Annotated in this window: 18 protein-coding genes; 7 read left to right on the top strand and 11 right to left on the bottom strand. The window is 63.2% G+C overall.

Annotated elements, in window-relative coordinates; all coding sequences use genetic code 11:
- Positions 1-6: 6 nt before the first annotated feature.
- The 5 genes from C722_RS0102165 to C722_RS0102145 all read right to left on the bottom strand — a co-directional run bounded on the left by C722_RS0102165 (position 7) and on the right by C722_RS0102145 (position 3,900).
- The gene (locus C722_RS0102165) at positions 7-939 is read right to left on the bottom strand and encodes a carbohydrate ABC transporter permease (RefSeq protein ID WP_017638917.1); all 933 of its coding nucleotides are present in this window, start codon (positions 937-939) and stop codon (positions 7-9) included.
- A gap of 122 nt (positions 940-1,061) precedes the next feature.
- Positions 1,062-2,387 carry a sugar ABC transporter substrate-binding protein gene (locus C722_RS0102160; RefSeq protein WP_026083592.1) on the bottom strand — a complete coding sequence of 442 codons (1,326 nt, stop codon included), beginning with the start codon at positions 2,385-2,387 and terminating at the stop codon, positions 1,062-1,064.
- Between the two features lie 216 nt (positions 2,388-2,603).
- Positions 2,604-2,918 carry a hypothetical protein gene (locus C722_RS0102155; RefSeq protein ID WP_017638915.1) on the bottom strand — a complete coding sequence of 105 codons (315 nt, stop codon included), beginning with the start codon at positions 2,916-2,918 and terminating at the stop codon, positions 2,604-2,606.
- A 143-nt stretch (positions 2,919-3,061) separates the two neighbouring features.
- A complete protein-coding gene (locus C722_RS0102150; RefSeq protein WP_017638914.1) occupies positions 3,062-3,307 on the bottom strand; it encodes a hypothetical protein in 246 nt (81 codons plus the stop codon).
- A gap of 152 nt (positions 3,308-3,459) precedes the next feature.
- Entirely contained in the window at positions 3,460-3,900 is a 441-nt protein-coding gene (locus C722_RS0102145; RefSeq protein ID WP_017638913.1) for a hypothetical protein, read from the bottom strand.
- Between the two features lie 301 nt (positions 3,901-4,201).
- Here C722_RS0102145 and C722_RS0102140 point away from each other — a divergent pair, with 301 nt between their 5' ends.
- Positions 4,202-5,011, top strand: coding sequence for an inositol monophosphatase (locus C722_RS0102140; RefSeq protein WP_017638912.1), 810 nt, complete (start codon positions 4,202-4,204; stop codon positions 5,009-5,011).
- Between the two features lie 110 nt (positions 5,012-5,121).
- Here C722_RS0102140 and C722_RS0102135 read toward each other — a convergent pair whose 3' ends face one another.
- A complete protein-coding gene (locus C722_RS0102135; protein WP_017638911.1) occupies positions 5,122-5,688 on the bottom strand; it encodes a histidine phosphatase family protein in 567 nt (188 codons plus the stop codon).
- Positions 5,689-5,962: 274 nt separating this feature from the next.
- Between C722_RS0102135 and C722_RS0102130 the strand changes: the two genes are divergently transcribed.
- Genes C722_RS0102130 through C722_RS0102120 form a run of 3 tightly spaced genes read left to right on the top strand, consistent with a single transcriptional unit; the run spans position 5,963 to position 9,049 of the window.
- Positions 5,963-6,412 (top strand): FecR domain-containing protein, encoded by a 450-nt coding sequence (locus tag C722_RS0102130; RefSeq protein WP_026083591.1) that lies wholly within the window; start codon positions 5,963-5,965, stop codon positions 6,410-6,412.
- Complete coding sequence (locus tag C722_RS0102125) at positions 6,409-7,041, top strand: OmpA family protein (protein WP_017638909.1); 633 nt, start codon at positions 6,409-6,411, stop codon at positions 7,039-7,041. The genes C722_RS0102130 and C722_RS0102125 overlap by 4 nt, the downstream gene beginning before the upstream one ends.
- A gap of 10 nt (positions 7,042-7,051) precedes the next feature.
- Positions 7,052-9,049 carry a CHASE2 domain-containing protein gene (locus C722_RS0102120; RefSeq protein ID WP_037062961.1) on the top strand — a complete coding sequence of 666 codons (1,998 nt, stop codon included), beginning with the start codon at positions 7,052-7,054 and terminating at the stop codon, positions 9,047-9,049.
- A 118-nt stretch (positions 9,050-9,167) separates the two neighbouring features.
- Here C722_RS0102120 and C722_RS0102115 read toward each other — a convergent pair whose 3' ends face one another.
- Genes C722_RS0102115 through C722_RS0102105 form a run of 3 tightly spaced genes read right to left on the bottom strand, consistent with a single transcriptional unit; the run spans position 9,168 to position 12,396 of the window.
- Complete coding sequence (locus tag C722_RS0102115; RefSeq protein ID WP_017638907.1) at positions 9,168-10,751, bottom strand: M48 family metallopeptidase; 1,584 nt, start codon at positions 10,749-10,751, stop codon at positions 9,168-9,170.
- A 2-nt stretch (positions 10,752-10,753) separates the two neighbouring features.
- The gene (locus C722_RS0102110) at positions 10,754-11,113 is read right to left on the bottom strand and encodes a hypothetical protein (protein ID WP_017638906.1); all 360 of its coding nucleotides are present in this window, start codon (positions 11,111-11,113) and stop codon (positions 10,754-10,756) included.
- Entirely contained in the window at positions 11,110-12,396 is a 1,287-nt protein-coding gene (locus tag C722_RS0102105; RefSeq protein ID WP_017638905.1) for a CHASE2 domain-containing protein, read from the bottom strand. The genes C722_RS0102110 and C722_RS0102105 overlap by 4 nt, the downstream gene beginning before the upstream one ends.
- Positions 12,397-12,834: 438 nt before the next feature.
- Between C722_RS0102105 and C722_RS0102100 the strand changes: the two genes are divergently transcribed.
- The 3 genes from C722_RS0102100 (at position 12,835) to C722_RS0102090 (ending at position 16,997) form a co-directional block, all read left to right on the top strand.
- The gene (locus tag C722_RS0102100) at positions 12,835-15,237 is read left to right on the top strand and encodes a TonB-dependent siderophore receptor (RefSeq protein ID WP_017638904.1); all 2,403 of its coding nucleotides are present in this window, start codon (positions 12,835-12,837) and stop codon (positions 15,235-15,237) included.
- A 92-nt stretch (positions 15,238-15,329) separates the two neighbouring features.
- A complete protein-coding gene (locus C722_RS0102095) occupies positions 15,330-15,830 on the top strand; it encodes a GNAT family N-acetyltransferase (protein WP_017638903.1) in 501 nt (166 codons plus the stop codon).
- A 102-nt stretch (positions 15,831-15,932) separates the two neighbouring features.
- Positions 15,933-16,997, top strand: coding sequence for a hypothetical protein (locus C722_RS0102090; protein ID WP_017638902.1), 1,065 nt, complete (start codon positions 15,933-15,935; stop codon positions 16,995-16,997).
- A 1-nt stretch (position 16,998) separates the two neighbouring features.
- Here the strand turns inward: C722_RS0102090 and C722_RS0102085 are convergent, their stop codons facing one another.
- Together C722_RS0102085 and C722_RS0102080 are read right to left on the bottom strand one after the other, a co-directional pair.
- The gene (locus C722_RS0102085; RefSeq protein WP_017638901.1) at positions 16,999-17,628 is read right to left on the bottom strand and encodes a LysE family translocator; all 630 of its coding nucleotides are present in this window, start codon (positions 17,626-17,628) and stop codon (positions 16,999-17,001) included.
- Positions 17,629-17,677: 49 nt separating this feature from the next.
- Positions 17,678-18,496, bottom strand: coding sequence for a pyruvate, water dikinase regulatory protein (locus tag C722_RS0102080; RefSeq protein ID WP_017638900.1), 819 nt, complete (start codon positions 18,494-18,496; stop codon positions 17,678-17,680).
- Between the last annotated feature and the right edge of the window lie 23 nt (positions 18,497-18,519).

Raw genomic sequence — 18,519 nt, 5'->3', positions numbered from 1 at the left:
GGGTCCTCACTGTTGGGTCAGGTTCTTGCCAAGCATCCGCACCAGGATGATGGCGGCGATGTTGGCGATGATCACGGCGATCAGGCCACCGGCGGAGGCCAGGCCGACGTCGAACTGCAGCAGGGCCTGGTTGTAGATCAGGTAGGCCAGGTTGGTGGAGGCGAAGCCCGGACCGCCGCTGGTGGTGGTGTAGATCTCGGCGAACACCGACAGCAGGAAGATGGTTTCGATCATCACCACCACGGCGATGGGGCGCGCCAGGTGCGGCAGGGTCAGGTGCCAGAAGATGGCGAGCGGACCGGCACCGTCCAGGCGCGCGGCTTCCTTCTGCTCTTGGTCCAGCGACTGCATGGCGGTCATCAGGATGAGGATGGCGAAGGGCAGCCACTGCCAGGACACGATCAGGATGATCGACAGCAGCGGATGGGTGGCCAGCCAGTCCACCGGGGTGGCGCCGAACAGCTTCCAGACCGCCGCGAGGATGCCGGAGACCGGATGGAAGATCAGGTTCTTCCAGATCAGGGCGCTGACCGTGGGCATGATGAAGAAGGGTGAGATCAGCAGGACGCGGACGATGCCGCGGCCAAGGAACTCGCTGGCCTCCAGCAGCGCCGAGATCAGAACGCCGAAGACCACGCTGATCAGCAGCACGCTGCCCACCAGCAGCAAGGTATTGCTCATGCCGGGCCAGAAGCCGGCATCGGTGACGAAGTATTCGAAGTTCTCCAGGCCGACGAAGCCATGCTCGCCGGGATACAGCAGGTTGTAGCGGATCAGCGAGAACCAGATGGTCATGCCCAGGGGCACCAGCATCCACACCAGCAGCAAGGCCACCGAAGGACTGATCAGGAACCAGCCGGGACCGGCACGATGGCGTTGACGCCGGGCGGGTGCGGCAGGAGTTTCGACGGCAGGCGTCTTGAGGGTGGAGGTCTGCATGGCGATGCTCCGCAAGGCAGTGGGCCGTGACGAGGCACTGGCGTCTCGCGAGGCCAGTGGCGGATCAGGCAGGGAAAGCCGCTAGGCCGGGATCCGCGCGCGGCGGATCCCGGTATCCAGCGCTACTTGGGATAGCCGGCGCGCTTCATTTCCCGGGCGGTGGACTGCTGAGCCGCCTGCAGGGCCTGCTCGACCGACATCTGCCCGGTGAGGGCCGCAGCGAACAGCTTGCCCACCGAAGTGCCGATGGCCTGGAACTCGGGAATGGTCACGTACTGGATGCCCACATAGGGCACCGGCTTGGCCGAAGGGTGGGCCGGGTCGGCGTGCTGCAGCATGTCCAGGGAGACCTTGGCGAAGGGCGCCGCGTCCATGTAGGCCTGGCTGTAAGTGGACTTGCGGGTACCCGGCGGCACGTTGGCGATGCCGTCCTTGTCCGCGACCAGCTTGGCGTAGTCCTTGGAGGTGGCCCAGGTCACGAAGGTCTTGGCGGCATCCTTGTGCTTGGAGGAGGTTGGGATACCGAGGGACCAAGCGTACAGCCAGGAGGAGCCCTTGTCGGTGACCTCGCGCGGCGAGCCGGCGAAGCCGACGCTGTCGGCGACCTTGCTCTGGCTCTTGTCCATGGTGAAGGAGCCGGCGACGCTGGCATCGACCCAGATGGCGCACTTGCCGCTGTTGAACAGCGCCAGGTTTTCGTTGAAGCCGTTGCTGGAGGCGCCGGGCGGACCGTACTTCTTCATGTTGGTGACGTAGTAGTTGGCCGCCGCGGTCCATTCCGGACCGGTGAATTCCGGTTGCCACTTTTCATCGAACCAGCGCGCGCCGAAGGCGTTGGCCATGGTGGTGACCAGGGCCATGTTCTCGCCCCAGCCGGCCTTGCCTCTCAGGCAGAGACCGTACTGGTCCTTGTCCGGCTGATGCAGCTTGCCGGCGAACTCGGCGATCTGGGTCCAGGTGGGCTGGGCGGGCATGGTCAGGCCAGCCTGCTGGAACAGGTCCTTGCGGTAATAGGTGATGGAGCTTTCAGCGTAGAAGGGCAGCGCATAGAGGGCGCCCTTGACCGACAGGCCTTCGCGAACCGACGGGAAGAGGTCGTCCAGGTCGTAGTTGGCGGGCAGGTCCTTCATGGGCTCCAGCCAGTTCTGGGCGCCCCAGAGGCCGGTCTCGTACATGCCGATGGTCAGGACGTCGAACTGACCGCCCTGGGTGGCGATGTCGGTGGTCAGCCGCTGCCGCAGCACGTTTTCCTCCAGCACCACCCAGTTGAGTTTGATGTCGGGATGCTGTTCTTCGAAGGTCTTGGACAGCCGCTGCATGCGGATCATGTCACTGTTGTTGACGGTAGCGATGGTGACCGTTTCAGCGGCCTGAAGGGCCAGTGAAAAGGTCAGGCCTGCAGAGAGGGTGACAGCGGACAATAAAAGCGCTTTTGGTGTGGTTTTCATCTTGCACTCCGCGTCCTGTGCCAATGCAGCAGACGCTTTTCTTGTTGTTGTAACCCACTACGCGACCGGCTATTGCGGCCTTGGCAGCGGAAGCCTCGGACTGATTACAGCCCGTAGCCGCCTGGGAAACAAATGCTGGAAGACACCAAAATCGGTATTTTTTTGCACATCCCTTCCAGGCCGTGCGTTAACCTCCGGCAAGGGCGTCCGCTCTGCCTAGAGGCTTTCCGCCTTGACCTTGGTGATGCCGTCCTCGCGATAAAGCTGCAAGGTTCCGGGGGTAGATTCGATCACCCGTTCGTTTTCGATGAGGAAGGAATAGACCGGCGTCGCGCTACCCAGGGCGCGCAGGTTGCGATATTCGTAGACCACTAGGCGATCGAGCTGCGCGACTCGCTGCGGCGAGCCGAAACTCTGCCGGAGTTGCTCCTGGGTACGGCCGCCGAATTGCGAGGGGTCGGCCGGAGGAGAGGTAGGCGCCGAACTGCATGCCGACAGCGCGGCGAACAGGAGAAGGGACAGGCGTTTCATGACGGCTCCGCATGCAGGTCGAAAGGGCAGACGGGGTGAGCTGCCCATAGAACCAGACGGACCTGGAAAACGGCGATTCATTCCCTGGGCGGGATTAAAAAGCATACGAATTGGAAGCCATCCGTCGACATCAATCGAACGGCCTAGAATACCCAGCGCTGTTCTTGAACAAAGGTCTGACGTTCGTTCAGCCAGCGGGCGCTATTGATTGGCTGTCGAGTGTCACGGGGCTGGGCGTCGGCTCTGCTAGGGAGAACCTCGGTACTTGCGGCGGGAGCCTTGAGCGTAAGATCCGCCAGCTTGAGCGGCGGTACGGCGGGAAGGGTGGCAGCCTGGGCGTGAAGGGCTGCAAAGGTCGCAATGACACTGGCCAGAATACGAATTCCCATTCCTTGGGTCTCCTGGTAGATCCGAAGCGCGAATCTACCATTACCCTGCCTATTTGGTTCCTTCTTAGTCTGACGTTACTGCGTAACTGTGATCCCGTTCGTCATCCTGAGTACCGGTCGGTCACACCACCGACAACCGGATGCCGAACCGTTCAGTCAACCGATAGCAGCTCGCGGTGCTTGGCTGCCAGATAGGCGAAGAGCGGCGGGCAATCCGAGACCAGGCTGACCAAGGTCTGGCTGGCAGCGGGCTCTTGTCGCAACAGGACTTTTTCACCACGCGCATTGAGGTAGAGGGTGTATTCGGGCGTACTGGACTGGGCCATGAACCCCTCACCCATGAGCGCGCTACCCAGGGCCATCCGCTGCGGCAGGTCGCAGCTGCCTTGCCACTGGAAGGCACGGATGCCGAGGTTTTCCAGGGTTTCGGCGATGGGACAGTCGATCATCAGTGGCGGATGATCGAAGAGTGGGAATTCGCTCGACAACAGCTCCAGATGGCGCTCCAGACACTCGAAGTGCTTTCTGGGAATCAGTCGGCGCAACTGCTGCAACTGACCATTGCCGTGGAATAGCGAAGTTTGTGCGGTCATGGCGTCCTCCCGGTACATCGAGCGCTTGAATGTTCTGACCGGCTGCTGGCGGATTTGGTGCGGTCCGCTTCCACATTTCGCCGTATCGACTGCCAATACCCGACAGCCTGCGCCCTTGAGATGACATGGCCGTTACCAGGCGCTTCAGTCGGACCTTTGCCGCAGTAGGCCAAATCTGGCGACCGCGTGCCTGCAACCTGACCGTGAGCACTGGCCAAGACGGTGAAGGGGGGATCGCGGCTATTCTTTTCCCAAGGTGGAACTGGCACCCTGGCGCCTTTTCCCGGTTTCAGGAGCGTCCATGACCACTATCGCCCCCGCCATCGCCGAACGCTACCGCGCCGTCCAGGAGATCGCCCGGGAAGCGGCGCAACTCGGCCTTGACTTCTATCACCGGCGCGGCGCGCTGCAGGTGGACCACAAGGGCAGCGACCTGCAGGACGTAGTGAGCATCGCCGACAAGACGCTGGAGGAGCTCATCCGCCAACGCCTGAGCGAACGCTTTCCAGAGGATGGCCTGCTGGGCGAGGAGGGCGGTGCAACCGATCTGGCTGCACCCTATCTCTGGGTCATAGATCCCATCGACGGCACCGCGCCCTTTCTCAATGGACTGCACAATTGGTGCGTGTCCATCGGCCTGATGCACGAGGGGGAGCCCTTGCTCGGCGCGATCATGGATCCGAATCACGGCGAACTCTTCCATGGCCTGCGGGGGCATGGTGCCTTCGTCAACGATCAGCCACTGCGTGTCCATCCCGCCACCGAGATCCGCCAGGGCTTGACCGGCCTGGGTACCACCCACAGACGTGGCAAGGAAAACTTCCTGCCCTTCGTGACCGGTCTGCTGGCCGAAGGTGGGCAGTTCTTTCGCAATGGCTCGGGCGCCCTGATGACCGCCTACGTCGCCGCCGGCCGGCTGATCGGCTATTACGAGACCCTGATCCATGGCTGGGACTGCCTGGCGGGCCTGGTCCTGATCCAGGAGGCGGGCGGCCGCCACAACGCCTTCCTGCGTAACGAGGGCCTGGTCAATGGCAATCCCCTGCTGGTGGCAGCGCCAGGGGTCTACGACCAGCTCGCCGCATTGGTAGGGCCTTCGCTGGACAAGTGAGCGGACAGTTCCGGCGGAACGAAGAGGCAAGAGGGCAGGTTGCCTGGCTATTACCGGTCACCTTGCCGCCGTCGGACGTGGCCGGTGTGACCGAAGCCAGGCGCCGCGCCCTAGCGCTGCTCTTTGCGATAGAGGCTCGGCTTCCAGTAGTCCTTCAGCAGCAGATGCAGCGGACCGCGCCAGCCGCGCTTGCGCAGTTGCCAGGCGATCAGGACGTTCATGATGCCGTGTCCTAGCAACAGCACCGAGCCGTGGCGTTCGGCCAGTTCGATGAGTCGATCGGCCGCCTGGCCAGCGCGCACCGAAGAGCTGCCGATGGATTCGGTATGGGCGGCGAAGCCCAGGAACCAGGCGGATCTGAAAAGCAGGCGCCAGGCCTTGACCGGCAGCCGCGGCGCATCGAGTTCCAGATAAGGCAGGTGCGCTTCGGCATAGACCTCATCGACCGGGCTGTCCGTGCGCCCCATCAGGTATTCCAGCGAGCGTACGCAACGTCCCAGGGGGCTGCTCACCACGTAGCCCGCCTCCTGCGCCAACCGCCGTGTTTCCGCAGGCTCCTGGCCTGCCGGCACCGGCGCCTCCTGGTAGCGCGCGACCCAGTCCTTCATCTCCCGCGGGGTGCAGCGAGCCTTACTGGAAAGATCGGGTTTGCCGTGACGGACCAGAATGATGTGCATGGAAGGCGACCTGGGAAAGATGGTCACTAGACCGCAGTTATCAGCGTTCGTCTCGCACTGTCCCGCCCCGTAACGGTGATATCAAATTGCCACTTGTGCTGCTGGCTATGCCGCCTGGCTTGTTTATCTGGTAGAAGGTGATTGGGTTCACGAGCCTAGTGCCTGGCTCGCTGGGTAGCAGGCTGCTTCGGGAAGTTGCCTGGGCGCCTGCTGCAACCCGCGTTGCCTAGTCAGAGACCGTCCAAGCACGTCGTCCATCCAAGGACAGGAAAGCATGAAAAGAATACTGTGCGCGTTGGCGCTGCTCGGTGTCCAGGTGCTGGGAGCGCCGCTGGTGACTGCCGCGGAAGAGTCCCATGTGGCGCTGATCAAGAGCGTGTCAGGCAGCGTCACGGTGCTGCGTCAGACGACGACCTTCCAGGCCCAGGCCGGCACCACCCTGCAGGTGGCCGATCGCTTGCAGGCGGGCCCGGAATCCACCGCGGCCATCGTCTTTCTCGACGGTACCCTGCTCACCCTGGGCAACGACGCCGATGTGCAGCTGCGCGATTACCTGTTTGAACCCAAGAGCAGCCGTTATGGCTTCTCGGTCTACCTCACCAAAGGCGCGGCCATCTACTCGTCCGGCAAGATCGGCAAGGTCTCGCCCGACTCGGTGAAGATCGAGACGCCTTCCGCCACCATCGGCGTGCGTGGCACCCGCTTCCTGGTCCAGGCCCAATGAACGCCGTGATCGCTGCCTCGTCCCAGGGTCGCCTGCTGCTAGGTGTCCTGCTGTCGGCGCTGGTGCTGGGCGGCTGTGCCAGCCCTCCGCTGCCCCAGACCAGGGTCACCCTGATGCCCGACGAGGATGGGCACGTCGGTGCCGTCTCCGTCACCAGCTCCGCCGGGCGCCAGGCAATCGACCAGGGCTTTGCCGTGGTTACGGTAGCTGGACCGGGCCAGGCGCCGACTGCCGCGCAGTCAGTGGCCCAGCCGCTCTTCGAGCAGCAGCATCGCCAGGTGCTGGCGGCCCAGCCCTCGCCGCCAAAGACCTTCGTGCTCAACTTCCGGTCCGACAGCATGGAGCTGACACCTCAATCCAAAGCGCTGCTACCAGAGGTGCTGGACGCTGCGCGCCAGCGCATGCCTACCGAGATTTCGGTGTTCGGCCACGCGGATGCGTCGGGTACGCCTTCCTACAATCTCGACCTCTCGGGGCAGCGCGCCCGCAAGGTGGCCGGTCTGCTGCAGCGGCTCGATCCCAAACTGCGTATCAACGTCGAGTTCTTCGGCGACACGGTGCCACTGGTGCCGTCTCGTCCGGGAAAGTCGGAGCCGCGCAATCGCCGTGCCGAAGTCCTGATTCTCTAGGGTCTGGTGCATGAAATCCGTCACCCACCCGTTGCGTCGTCGTGCGCCCTGGATGTTCCTGGTCAGTCTGGGGCTGTCGCTGGCCTTTGGCTTCGCCGCCTTGCTGCAATGGACGCCACTGCAGTATCTCGACCGCCTCGCCTACGATCAGCTGAGTCGCTTTTCGGCCAGCGACGAGGAGGCGACCGGGGTACAGGTAGTCAGCATCGACGAAGCCAGCCTGGCGGCACTGGGCCAGTGGCCCTGGCCCCGCTATCGGGTAGCCGAGCTGCTCTCCCGCATCGCCGAAGCCGAGCCCGCCGCGATCGCCATCGACGTCTTGTTCAGCGAGCCGGACCGCACCTCGCTCAAGGCGTTGCAGCAGAGCTTCAAAGACGACTTCGGCATCGACCTGAGCTTTTCCGGCGTGCCTGCGGAGTTGCAGGACAACGACGGCTATCTTGGCTACGTCATGGGACAGACGGGGGCCATCGCCGCCCGCTTCTTCTTCCTCGATCTGCACCAGCCCGCTTCCAGCGGCCTACGGCCCGGGATTGGCTTCAGCGGTGCCCTCGACGCCCTGGCGCTGCCCGAGGCTACTGGCGCGCTGGACAACGTAGCCCCCATCGCCAGCCAGACGCGCTTTAGCGGCTTCATCAACAGCCAGCGTGACAGCGATGGCATCCTCAGGCGCACCCCCCTGCTGCTCAGTCACCAGGGCATCATCCATCCCAGTCTGGCCCTGGCCGCCACCATGCGCGCCCTGGGGCTGGCCGAGGGCGTGGTGGAGACCAGCGTCACCGGACCGGTGCTGCGGCTTGGCGATCACCGTCTGCCGCTCGACAGTCGAGGCCAGGCGCTGCTGCACCTGCACAGCACTGCCGAGCATTATCCTGAGGTCTCGGCGCTGGCGGTGCTCAGCGGCGCGGTGGCGCCCGCCAGGCTCAAGGGCAAGATGGTCTTCGTCGGCGTATCTGCCGCGGGCTTCAATGATCTGCACACGACGGCCCTGGGCCAGACCTTTTCCGGCGTCAGGCTGCAGGCCGCCCTGACCCAGGACCTGCTGGACGACGCCTTGGTGCGGGTCCCCCAGTTCGCTGGAGTACTGCAACTGGCGTTGTGCCTGATCGGCGGCCTATTGTTGTCCGCCGGGTTTTTCTACAACCACAATCAGCGCCGCTTCGCCCTGTTGGCGGCAGCGTTGATCATCCTGCCACAGCTGCTGGGCATCTGGCTGTTCGTGCGCTACGACGTCTTCCTGCCCCTGGCCGCGCCCCTGCTGCTGGTGGCGATGCTGTCGGGCATGGCGTTGGTCACCCGGATCATCCTGGCGCGCCAGTACGAAGAGCGCTGGCGCCGGCAACTGGAACGCTCACGCCAGGTCACCATCGAGTCGATGGCCGCGGTGGCCGAGACCCGGGATCCCGAGACCGGTGCCCATATCAAGCGCACCCAACACTATGTCCGTGCCATCGCCGAGCAGATGAGACGCACCGGTCAGGCGGCGGACCTGCTGACGCCGGACTACATCCAGCTGCTGTTCCTGTCCGCGCCGCTGCATGACATCGGCAAGGTCGGGGTGCCGGATGCCATCCTGCTCAAGCCCGGGCGGCTGACGCCCGAGGAAATGCAGGTGATGCAACGGCACGCCGAATTCGGTCGCCAGATCATCCTCAGCACCGCCAGCCATCTGGAGGATGACAACTTCCTCGCCCTGGCCGCCGAGATCGCCAGTACCCACCACGAGAAATGGGACGGCAGCGGCTATCCCAACAGGCTGTCCGGTACAGACATTCCCTTGGCCGGGCGAATCATGGCGGTGGCCGACATCTACGATGCGCTGATCAGTCGTCGCTGCTACAAGGAGCCTTTCAGCCACGAAGACTCGCTGCAGATGATGCGCGAGATGCGTGGCAGCACCTTCGATCCCCAGGTGCTCGATGCCTTCCTGGCCATCGAGCCGCAGATCCTGACCATCGCCCAGCATTTTCGCGACGAAGGGGCGGGGGGAAGTCGGCGCCTGGTTTGAACGGGTGCGGCACCGACCATCTATGACATCGTCAAGCAGGATGGGTGGTCCTGCACAGCGTGTTCGGATGCCGAATCGGAGATGCCCCATGGTCAGGAAGCGTCCCTCGCGTAACGGATCAAGCCTTCAGCCCTGGCACCAACTTCACGCAATTGGCCTTGACGCTGGGATAGGTCAGGCATTTCTTACCCAGCCGCTGCTGGGCGGGCTGGTCCTTGAGTTGTCGCGCAACATGGATCTTCTGCACGATGAACATTTCTTCGGAGCCGAAGTTCTGCTCGCCTTGATCGATCAAGGCGAGCGCACCCTGGGGATCGCCGTTGTTCAGGCGTGCGGAAATTGCCAGCTCGTAAAGCTCCGGACTCGCCAGGCGCCAGTTCTCGATGGCCTGCAGGGTTGCCGCCGCCTGCTGCCGATTACCCTGGGCCAGGTGAAGATTGAAGGCTGCACGGCGGATGCCGGGTTGGTTGGCTACCGGTGATGACAGGGCACGTTCGACCAGGGCTTGAGCACCTCGCAGATCCTTGCGCTCCAGGGCCACATTAGCGCCATAGGCATCGCGGTAGGCACTGAGTGCGGCCCGTACCCGAGGATCCTCACGCAGGTGCGACCAGCGCGAGCGCTCCACCTGGGCGCGCCGCTCGCCTTGATACTCCCGCTGCAGGTACTGGCGCAGGTCCTTGTCACGTTGCATGGGCGACATGTGCGAGCGCTGCAGGTAGTCACTGGCTGTGGTAATGCTCACCAGCATGCCTTGATTGAGGAATGTCTGAGCTTCCTTGAACACTCCATTGACATCCAGCGTGGTAACCGCCGCCGTGAGGCCCAGCTGGCGTTCCTGAAGAAAGGTGGCCATCAGCGGGGTCTGCTTGCCCTGGTAGTCGTCCAGGCGTTGCAGGCTGTGGCTGGCGGCCCGCGGTGCATAGCCAGCACGGATCAGCAGGTCGACGCCGAGCAAATCTGCCTGATCCTCCTGGACGCGGCCCCAGGCCGTGTTCCAGACATTGTCGGAAAAGCTGTTGATCAAGGCGCTGTAGAGGAGGGTACGGTTGATGATCTTGCCGGTTTCTGCGGGATTCTTCTGGTTGAAGCGGACCTGATCGCCAGCGCGATCCATGCGGGTGTCGGCCACTGTCGCACCCAAGATCGCCAAGGTCGCCATGCGAGTGACGTTCTCTTTCTGCTGGATGAACGCCTTACGGCGATCATGGTGCCGCAGCAGAACGTGGCTCATTTCATGAGCCAGCATGGCGGCGATTTCATCTTCGCTGGCGACGTTTTCCAACATCCCCAGGGGCACGAAGATGTTGCCGTAAGGATCGGCCGAAGGGCCGAAGGCGTAACTATCGACCAGGCCGATCTTGAGGGGTGGCATCTCACCCGGCCAGCCCCGCCCGAGTTTTTGCACGATGCCATCCAGATACTCCTCTAGCGGAGCAATGGCGACGAGGTTCTGCTGGCGCACCTCATTGGCTGGAAGACTGTGGCCGTCGTAGCTGAGGCGCAGGTTTTCGACGTGCCGGGCATCGAGCGTGCGGTGGGCTCGCACATCCGGTTGATCCAGATAGTGGCCGTCGAAGGTGGCATACGTATGCTTTCCTGACAGATTGGCCAGGGCATCGGGCGCACCGGTGAGCGTCCCACATCCGCTCAGCGCAAGGCAGCCAAAGAGCAGCGGTAGGACAGCGCGGGCGGTGTTCATCGCTACTCCTTGGCGCAGCCGGCGCCGTAGCCCAAGGTGGCCCCACTGCTGCGGTCGGCCGTGCCACTGGCCAGCTTGGCGCACGGCATCTTTACCTCTGCGCCCTGGTTCAGGCGCACGTCCATCCGGTCCAGCCAGACTCGCCGGCCATCCAGTTGTACCTCCACTAGATCCAGTTCGTTGGTAGACAAGACCGGCAGCGGCAGCTGGGGCAGGCGATCCCGAGACAGGCTACCCAAGGGTTTGCCGAGTGGGTCGAGCAGGCTCAAGGGGTCGCTCTCGATCGCCACGACCGTGAGGGGAGCGGCCTGAAGCTCAAGCGATACCACGAGAATTGCGCTGGTGAGCCACGCTTTGATCATGATTGTTCTCCTTGCCGGATGTGATCTCGGGTCTCCGCCCGAGCTTCTAGGTGATTGCGAAAAAGGGTGAGGCTGAGCAGTCCCAGACCGACCACGTTGAGCGGCGTCAGGCTCAGCAAGTAGCAGACGGCCATGGCGGCCAACAGGAGGATTACCAGCACCGTTCTCAGGTAGAGCCTAGTGAACCAACCTTGCTCGCGAACCAGGACAATGGCGAGGATGGCAGCTGCAAACACCAGGCTGACGATACTGATGACATCCAGTGAGGTGTCGCCCAGGCTTGGCGGGTCTCGGTAATAGTCGGCCTGTAAGGTAATGAGATTGTCCAAGGCCATGGCGTGCTGATAGACCGCCGGAATCTGTCCGTGAACCGGTGAATGGATTCGATCCGCCGCTCCTGTGATGTCGGCACCCACCAGAACCAGGCGCCCTTGTAATACGCTGCGCAGCAGCGCCCGCTCTTCGGGCAGGGTCGTTTCCAGTTCCGCTGCATTCAGGGTGAGGGTATAGGGGCAGGGCAGGGTCGCGGGAGTGGAGAAGCGCCAGAACAACGCCGTCAGCACCATCTGGAAGGTCTCCGCCAGGGCACTGGAGCGCAGTTGGCAATGCTGGCTGTTGCTGAGCAAAGGCTGCTGGCTAGCCGTATGCAGTCCCCATTGCACGGCGATGGGAGGCGCGTCCGCTGCCATCTCACGCGGCTCGCAAGTCTGGCGTTGACAGTATTCCTGATAGAGCGCTTGGGCAGGAGTAGGCAGCGGCTGACCGTCGCTGCCGGTTACGGTGAGGGGATAGCGGTCCCCCTGGTCATCCCATTGGATGATGGCCGGCTTCGTCACCTTCGCCAGCTCAGACAGGGTATCCGCCTGATTCGTCTGCGGGAGCGTCTGCCCGGTGCTGGCGAGTAACACTGGAATGTCCTGCTGGGCATAGCGGGCGAAGACGTTGGCTAGTACCTGCGGCGTCTCGTTCGCCCGGGAGTGATCATGGCTATACAGCAGGTCGACGAATACCGCCTGGGGCCGATAATGCAGCAGCCGCGCCAACACCTTGGCCTGTTCCTGATAAGGCAGAGGCCAATGCAGATCGTGCCGAAGCAGAAAGGCATCGTCCAGCAACAGCAAAACGATCTGTTGCTGGCCGCGATCGGAGTAGAAGGCCGACAGCAGTCGATTGAAGAATTGTTCGCTGGCCTTGTCCGTGGCGCTGGACAAGCCCAAGGGATCACAGGCCAGGATCAGCAGCCCTAGTACGCCTAGCAGCAGCCCACGACGCAGACGGGTCATGGACCTTGGTGGCATTCCTTGGCACATCAAAACGTTCCTTGTTTCAAGCGAGAGCAACTCTGCGGCAATGGAGGGCTTTTTGCAAATTGCGTCACGTTTTTCGTCTGGGAGTAGCTTGCCCGCTCTCTTGTCTTTGCTCCAGCCCTGGTACCCATGTTCCGCCAGTGTATTGGATGCAATGGATCAGGCAGCTTTTGCCTGAAGTGCACCCAGCTCCTGCAACTTCACGGAACCGCAGCCTAGAGCGCACGGACGCCAATGGGTAACGTTCGCGTATATTTATGATACTAATTTGCATTTACAGATAGGACATCATCTCATAGTCTTTCAGCCCGCCGCTGGCGGCGTTGGATGCAGGTCCATGGACCCGGGAGCCGGGTCTGTCGAGTCCTTACGTGGGGTATGGACGGACCGCTTCCATTCTGAGGACGAACCTAGATGCAGCACTTCACTCTTCGCGCCCTGGCGCTCTCCGTTTCCCTGGGCGTGACAGCCTTGGCCCAGGCAGCACCCATCGCCCTGTCGCAACCGGCGCAGCCGCTGGCCGATGCCCTGCAGAGCTTTGCGCGTGCCAGCGGCCTGAAGGTGAACTACGATCCCGCGGCCCTGGCCGGCAAAGGTGCGCCGGCGCTGTCGGGGCGGATGGAGCCGGATGTCGCCCTGCAGCGTCTGCTGGCGGGCAGTGGCCTGGCGGCCTCGGTCAGCGGCTCGGTCGCTACCGTCGCGCCGGTATCCACCCACGCGGAGACTGGCAGCGTGACCCTGGATGCCACCACTATCAGTGCGGACGACGGCTCCCTTACTGGTCGAGCGACCACCGAAGGGACCCGCTCCTATACCACCGGCGCCATGAGCACCTCCACCGGGCTGCCCCTGTCGATCCGCGAGACGCCCCAGTCGGTCAGTGTCATCACCCGACAGCGCATGGAAGACCAGGGCATGACCGATCTCAACGATGTGGTCCGCTACGCGCCGGGGGTGACGCTGAACAAGTTCGGCGGCGACCGCCAGGAATTCCTCGCGCGCGGCTTCCGTATCGACAACATCATGTACGACGGCCTGCCCACCACGGCCGGGACCTTCACCCTCGACACCCTGTCCTCGGCGGACCTGTCCATCTACGACCGGGTCGAGGTGGTGCGCGGCGCGACCGGCCTGATGACCGGTGCTGGCGACCCTTCGGCCACCCTGAATCTGGTGCGCAAGCGCCCGACCGCCTTTCCGCAGGTCAGCGTCACCACCAGCGCCGGCAGCTGGGATCGCTACCGTACCGAGGTCGACGCCTCCAACAAGCTGAATGAAGCTGGCACCCTGCGCGGTCGCGCCGTGGCTGCCTATGAAGACAGCAACAGCTTCCAGGACGTCCGCGAGCGCAAACGCCAGACCTTCTATGGTGTCCTTGAAGCGGATCTCAGCGACGCTACCACCTGGACCATCGGCGCCTCCAAGCAGCGCGAGGACAAGACCTCCGACTGGGGCAGCCTGCCCAGCGGTCCCAATGGCGAAGACCTGCACCTGTCACGCTCCACCTTCCTGAGCGGCGACTGGGCGTACTGGGATCAGGACACCTACACCCTGTTCTCGGACATCACCCACACCTTCGACAACGGCTGGAAGGCCAAGCTGGCAGCGCAGCAGGTCTGGGCGAATTCGGATACCTATTCCAATTACCTGACCTCTGTAGCGCCGGACTTCAGCTATTCCTCCGTCAGCGATCTGGCCACCGCCTCCGGTGCCTATCGGACGGATTCCGACCAGCTCAACCTCGATGCCTCGGTGAGCGGCCCCTTCCAGTTGCTGGGTCGAGAGCATGAGTTGATGGTGGGCATCAGTCGGCGTCAGGAAAAGTTCTACCAGCGCGGGGGCTTTTCCGGCGCAACCCCGGTCGACATCTACAACTTCCGTCCCAGCAGCATTCCCAAGCCGGCCAAGGACAGCTTGACGCCTTACGCCAGCAAGAACACCACCACCGAGGAAGCGATTTACGCTGCTGCGCGTCTCAATCCGATCGATCCCCTGCACGTCATCGTTGGGGGACGCGTCAGCTGGTACGACTTCGACAATCTCTACAGTGACAACGACTACAAGGCCACACGCGAATTCACGCCCTATGCCGGCATCATCTATGACCTGAACGACACCTACTCGGTGTATGCCAGCTATACCGAGATCTTCAAGCCGCAAAGCGAGCAGAACACCGGAGGTTCGGTACTTGAACCCCGGACCGGCAAAAGCTACGAGATCGGGCTGAAGGGCGCCTATTTCGATGGCGCCTTGAACGCTTCCGTCGCGCTCTTCGACACCGTCCAGGAAAATCGCGCCTACCTGCCGAGCAACCAGGCGACCTTCTGCCCGGGCTATCCGGTGCAAAGCTGCTACACCGCCGCTGGCGAGGTTCGCAGTCGCGGCATAGATGCGGAAATCTCCGGTCAATTCGCACCCAACTGGCAGGCGTCGGCGGCCTATACCCTGGTGCTGAGCGAGTTCACGAAAGACGCTGTTTACGAAGACCGCCGCTTCGCGCCGGAGCAGCCCAAGCACCTGTTCAAGGCCGCCACCAGCTATCAGCTCACCGGCGAGCTGAGCAAGTGGCGCATTGGCGCCGATCTGCTGGCCCAGAGCGGGACCTTCGAGCGTGTCGGTAATGGCGAAGCCAAACAGGATAGCTATGCGCTGGTGGGCGTGATGGCGGGCTATCGTTTCAACGAGCACTGGGATGGTCGCGTCAACTTCAACAACATCTTCGACGAGAAATACTGGCAGGGCATTCCAACGGGCACTGGTACCGGCGTCTACGGCGATCCCCGCAACGTCATGCTCAGCCTGAAGTGGACCCTCTGATCCCGCGACTCCGTTAGCGGGCTCACGCTTCGCCCTTGTCCGACCCACCGGACTTGGGCGAAGCTGCGGACTTCTGCGAAGGAGTGCCGCCCATGTCCAGCCCGATCGTCCATCTGGAACGCTATGCTGATCGCCATGCCGAGGGTCTCGCCGCCCTCTATGGCGATCCGGCCGTGGCGCGGCAGGTGCTGCAGCTACCCTATCAGAGCGCCGAACAATGGCGGCAGCGTCTGAGCGGCGAGCGCGAAGGGCGGATAGGATTGGTCGCCCTGCGGCAGGGGCAGGTGGTGGGTAGCGCCAGTCTCGAACAGCAGCAGCGCATTCGCCGCCAGCACTGTGGCGCCCTCGGCATGGGCGTGGCCCGGGATTGCCAGGGGCAGGGCATAGGTACCCAGCTGCTGACGGCCCTGCTCGACCTCGCCGACAACTGGATGAATCTGCAACGGGTCGAACTGACCGTCTTCAGCGACAACGAGCCGGCCCTGGCGCTCTATCGCAAGCTGGGTTTCGAAGAAGAAGGGCTGCTGCGGCGCTATGCCCTGCGCGATGGGGTGTTCGTCGACGCCTACAGCATGGCGCGCTTCAAACCCTGATCGCGGTGTATGAGAGAAACTTGAGTTCACCACAAGAAACCTGAGTTTGTTTCATGGGTCATGCGCGACGACAATCTTCACCTTGTCTGGTGGAGGTGTGCAATGGTCAAGATTCATTCCCAGAGTTCCGCGCGGCGCGAGCAACAGGGTGACGCGTCCCTGGCGACGATGGCGTCTCTCGACGATTGCGACCGGGCCGCCCTGATCGCCCAGGGACGTCAGCAGCGTCAGCAGGCGTGGCGCGCCCAGCAGGCCGCGGGTTGTGAGTGGCTCGCAGTAGGCGACTTCGGCTGGGGCGATCGGGTTCTGGCGCATTCGTATCTGGTCGGCGCCGCCACTCGCACCGAGGCGGCAGACGATCTGGGATTCGCCGGCCCCTGTCAGGTCCCGGTATTCACCGCGGACCAGTCCTTTGCCATCGGCTGGGAGCAGCTGTTCGACGAGGTCGCCGAGGCCCAGGCGCTCGGTCTGCTGGTCAAGCCGGTGATCCTCGGACCCCTGAGCTATCTATGGCTCGGTCGCTCGCTCGATCCGGCCTTCGATCGCCTCGAACTGCTGGAAGCGTTGCTGCCGGTCTACGGCGAGATCTTCGCGCGGTTGGCCGCCCAGGGCGTGGAATGGATCCAGATCGACGAGCCGCTGCTGACGCTGGAACTGCCGCTGGCCTGGCGTACCGCCTTCGAAAGAGCCTACAACCTGCTGCAACGCGAGCCGCTGAAGAAGCTGCTGGGTGTGCGTCATGGTGAGTTGATCGAGAACCTGGGGTTGGCTGCCGGTCTGCCGCTGGAGGGGCTGCATGTCGATTGGCCAAGGTCGGTCCAGGCCCAGCAGGGGCTGCTCGATCGGCTGCCGGCCTACAAGACGCTGTCGCTGGGCTTGGTCGAAGAGACTGAAGCCGGACCCGTAGGCCAGCAACGGCGGCTGCACTTCGTTCGCCAGGCCGGCGAACGCCTGCAGGAGCGCCTCTGGTTGTCACCCGCGGTCCTTTCCAGGGACGCCGACGCGACGCAGGCCGATGCGGTGGCGGCCGAATTCGCCTGCCTGGTGCGGGCCGCTCGCCAGGCCGCCATAGGCAGGACAGCAGTGCGCCCGGAAAGGCCTTGGTCGGCGATAGAGGTGGCCCTGGCGAAGCTGGGCGCTGCCCAGTCCCACCTGGTAACGTCCTGAGCTAGCGGTGAGCGGTCAGCAGCAGGCCGCCTGCGCCGGCAAAGAAGGCGCCGGTGGCCTGGTTGAGGCGGCGCACTCCGCGGGGCCCGCGGATGAAGCGGCGGATCTGCCGGCCGAACAGGCCATAGATGAAGGCCGCGACCATTTCCGCGAACAAGTGGGTACCACCCAGGTAGACGAATTGTTGGGTGGTCGGCTGGGTGGGGTCGATGAATTGCGGAAAGACCGCGGCGAACAGCAGGATCGCCTTGGGGTTGCTGATGCCGATGAGAAATTCCTGCAGCATCAACCGATGCAGCGCGCGTGGTTGCGCTGCGCCGTTCTCGCTCAGGTCCAGGCCGTCGAAGGCCCGGCTGCGCCAGCTCTTCACGCCCAGGTAGAGCAGATAGAACGCGCCGATCCACTTGATGACGGTAAAGGCCGTTTCCGAGGCCAGCAGCATGGCGCCCAGGCCCACCGCCGAAATCACCAGGAAGATCACGAAGGCCACATTGCGACCCAGGGCCGCCAGTCCCGCCGTCACCGCGCCGTGACGGATGCCATTGCCGAGCGAGCAGAAGTTGTTGGGGCCGGGTGTCAGGGCGATGAGCAGGGCGACCGGAAAGAACAGCAGAGCATCGACGAGATTCATGGCGGTCGCCTGGTGCGCCGCGAGGGCGTCGAAGAGGAAGGGTGGTCGGCTATTTAAACCGTCTTTCCACGCCTTTCTCCACCAGAATCTTCGCCGAGATCTCCTCTACGGAAAAATGCGTGGTGTTGATGAAGGAGATGTTCTCGCGGCGGAACAGACCTTCCACCTCGCGCAGTTCGAATTCGCACTGGGCGAAGCTCGCATAGCGGCTGTTCGGCCGGCGCTCGTGGCGAATCGCCGCCAGCCGCTCGGCGTCGATGGTCAGGCCGAACAGCTTGTCGCGATAGGTCTTGAGCGAGGCAGGGAGTTGCAGGCGCTCCATGTCCTCTTCGGTCAGCGGATAGTTCGCCGCGCGGATGCCGTATTGCAGCGCCATATAGAGGCAGGTCGGCGTCTTGCCGCAGCGCGAGACCCCCACCAGGATCAGATCGGCCTGGGCATAGTGGGTCGTGCGGGCGCCGTCGTCGTTTTCGAGTGCGAAATTGACGGCCTCGATCCGCTCCATGTAGTGACTATTGTGCATGATCGAATGTGACTTCCCTACCGAATACGAAGATTCGGCGGAAAGTTCCCGTTCGAGCGGGGATAAAAACGTGGAGAAGATGTCGATCATGAACCCGTTCGACTGGTCCAGAATGGCCCGGATGTCGCGGTTGACGATGGTATCGAAGATGATGGGTCGCGCACCGTCCTGGACGGCGGCGGCATTGATCTGCTGTACCATCGCCCTGGCCTTGTCCAGCGTATCCACGTAGGGGCGGGTGACCTTCCTGAAGGTGATGTCCCCGAACTGGGCCAGGAGGCTCTGACCGAGGGTTTCGGCCGTGATGCCGGTACCGTCGGAAATGAAAAAGGCGGTTCGTTGCATGGAGGGACGTCCTGGTGGCGTAC

Origin of the sequence: Pseudomonas sp. 313, from assembly GCF_000316965.1 — a bacterium.
GTDB lineage: Bacteria > Pseudomonadota > Gammaproteobacteria > Pseudomonadales > Pseudomonadaceae > Chryseomonas > Chryseomonas benzopyrenica.
This window is presented reverse-complemented; position numbering and strand designations above follow the sequence as displayed.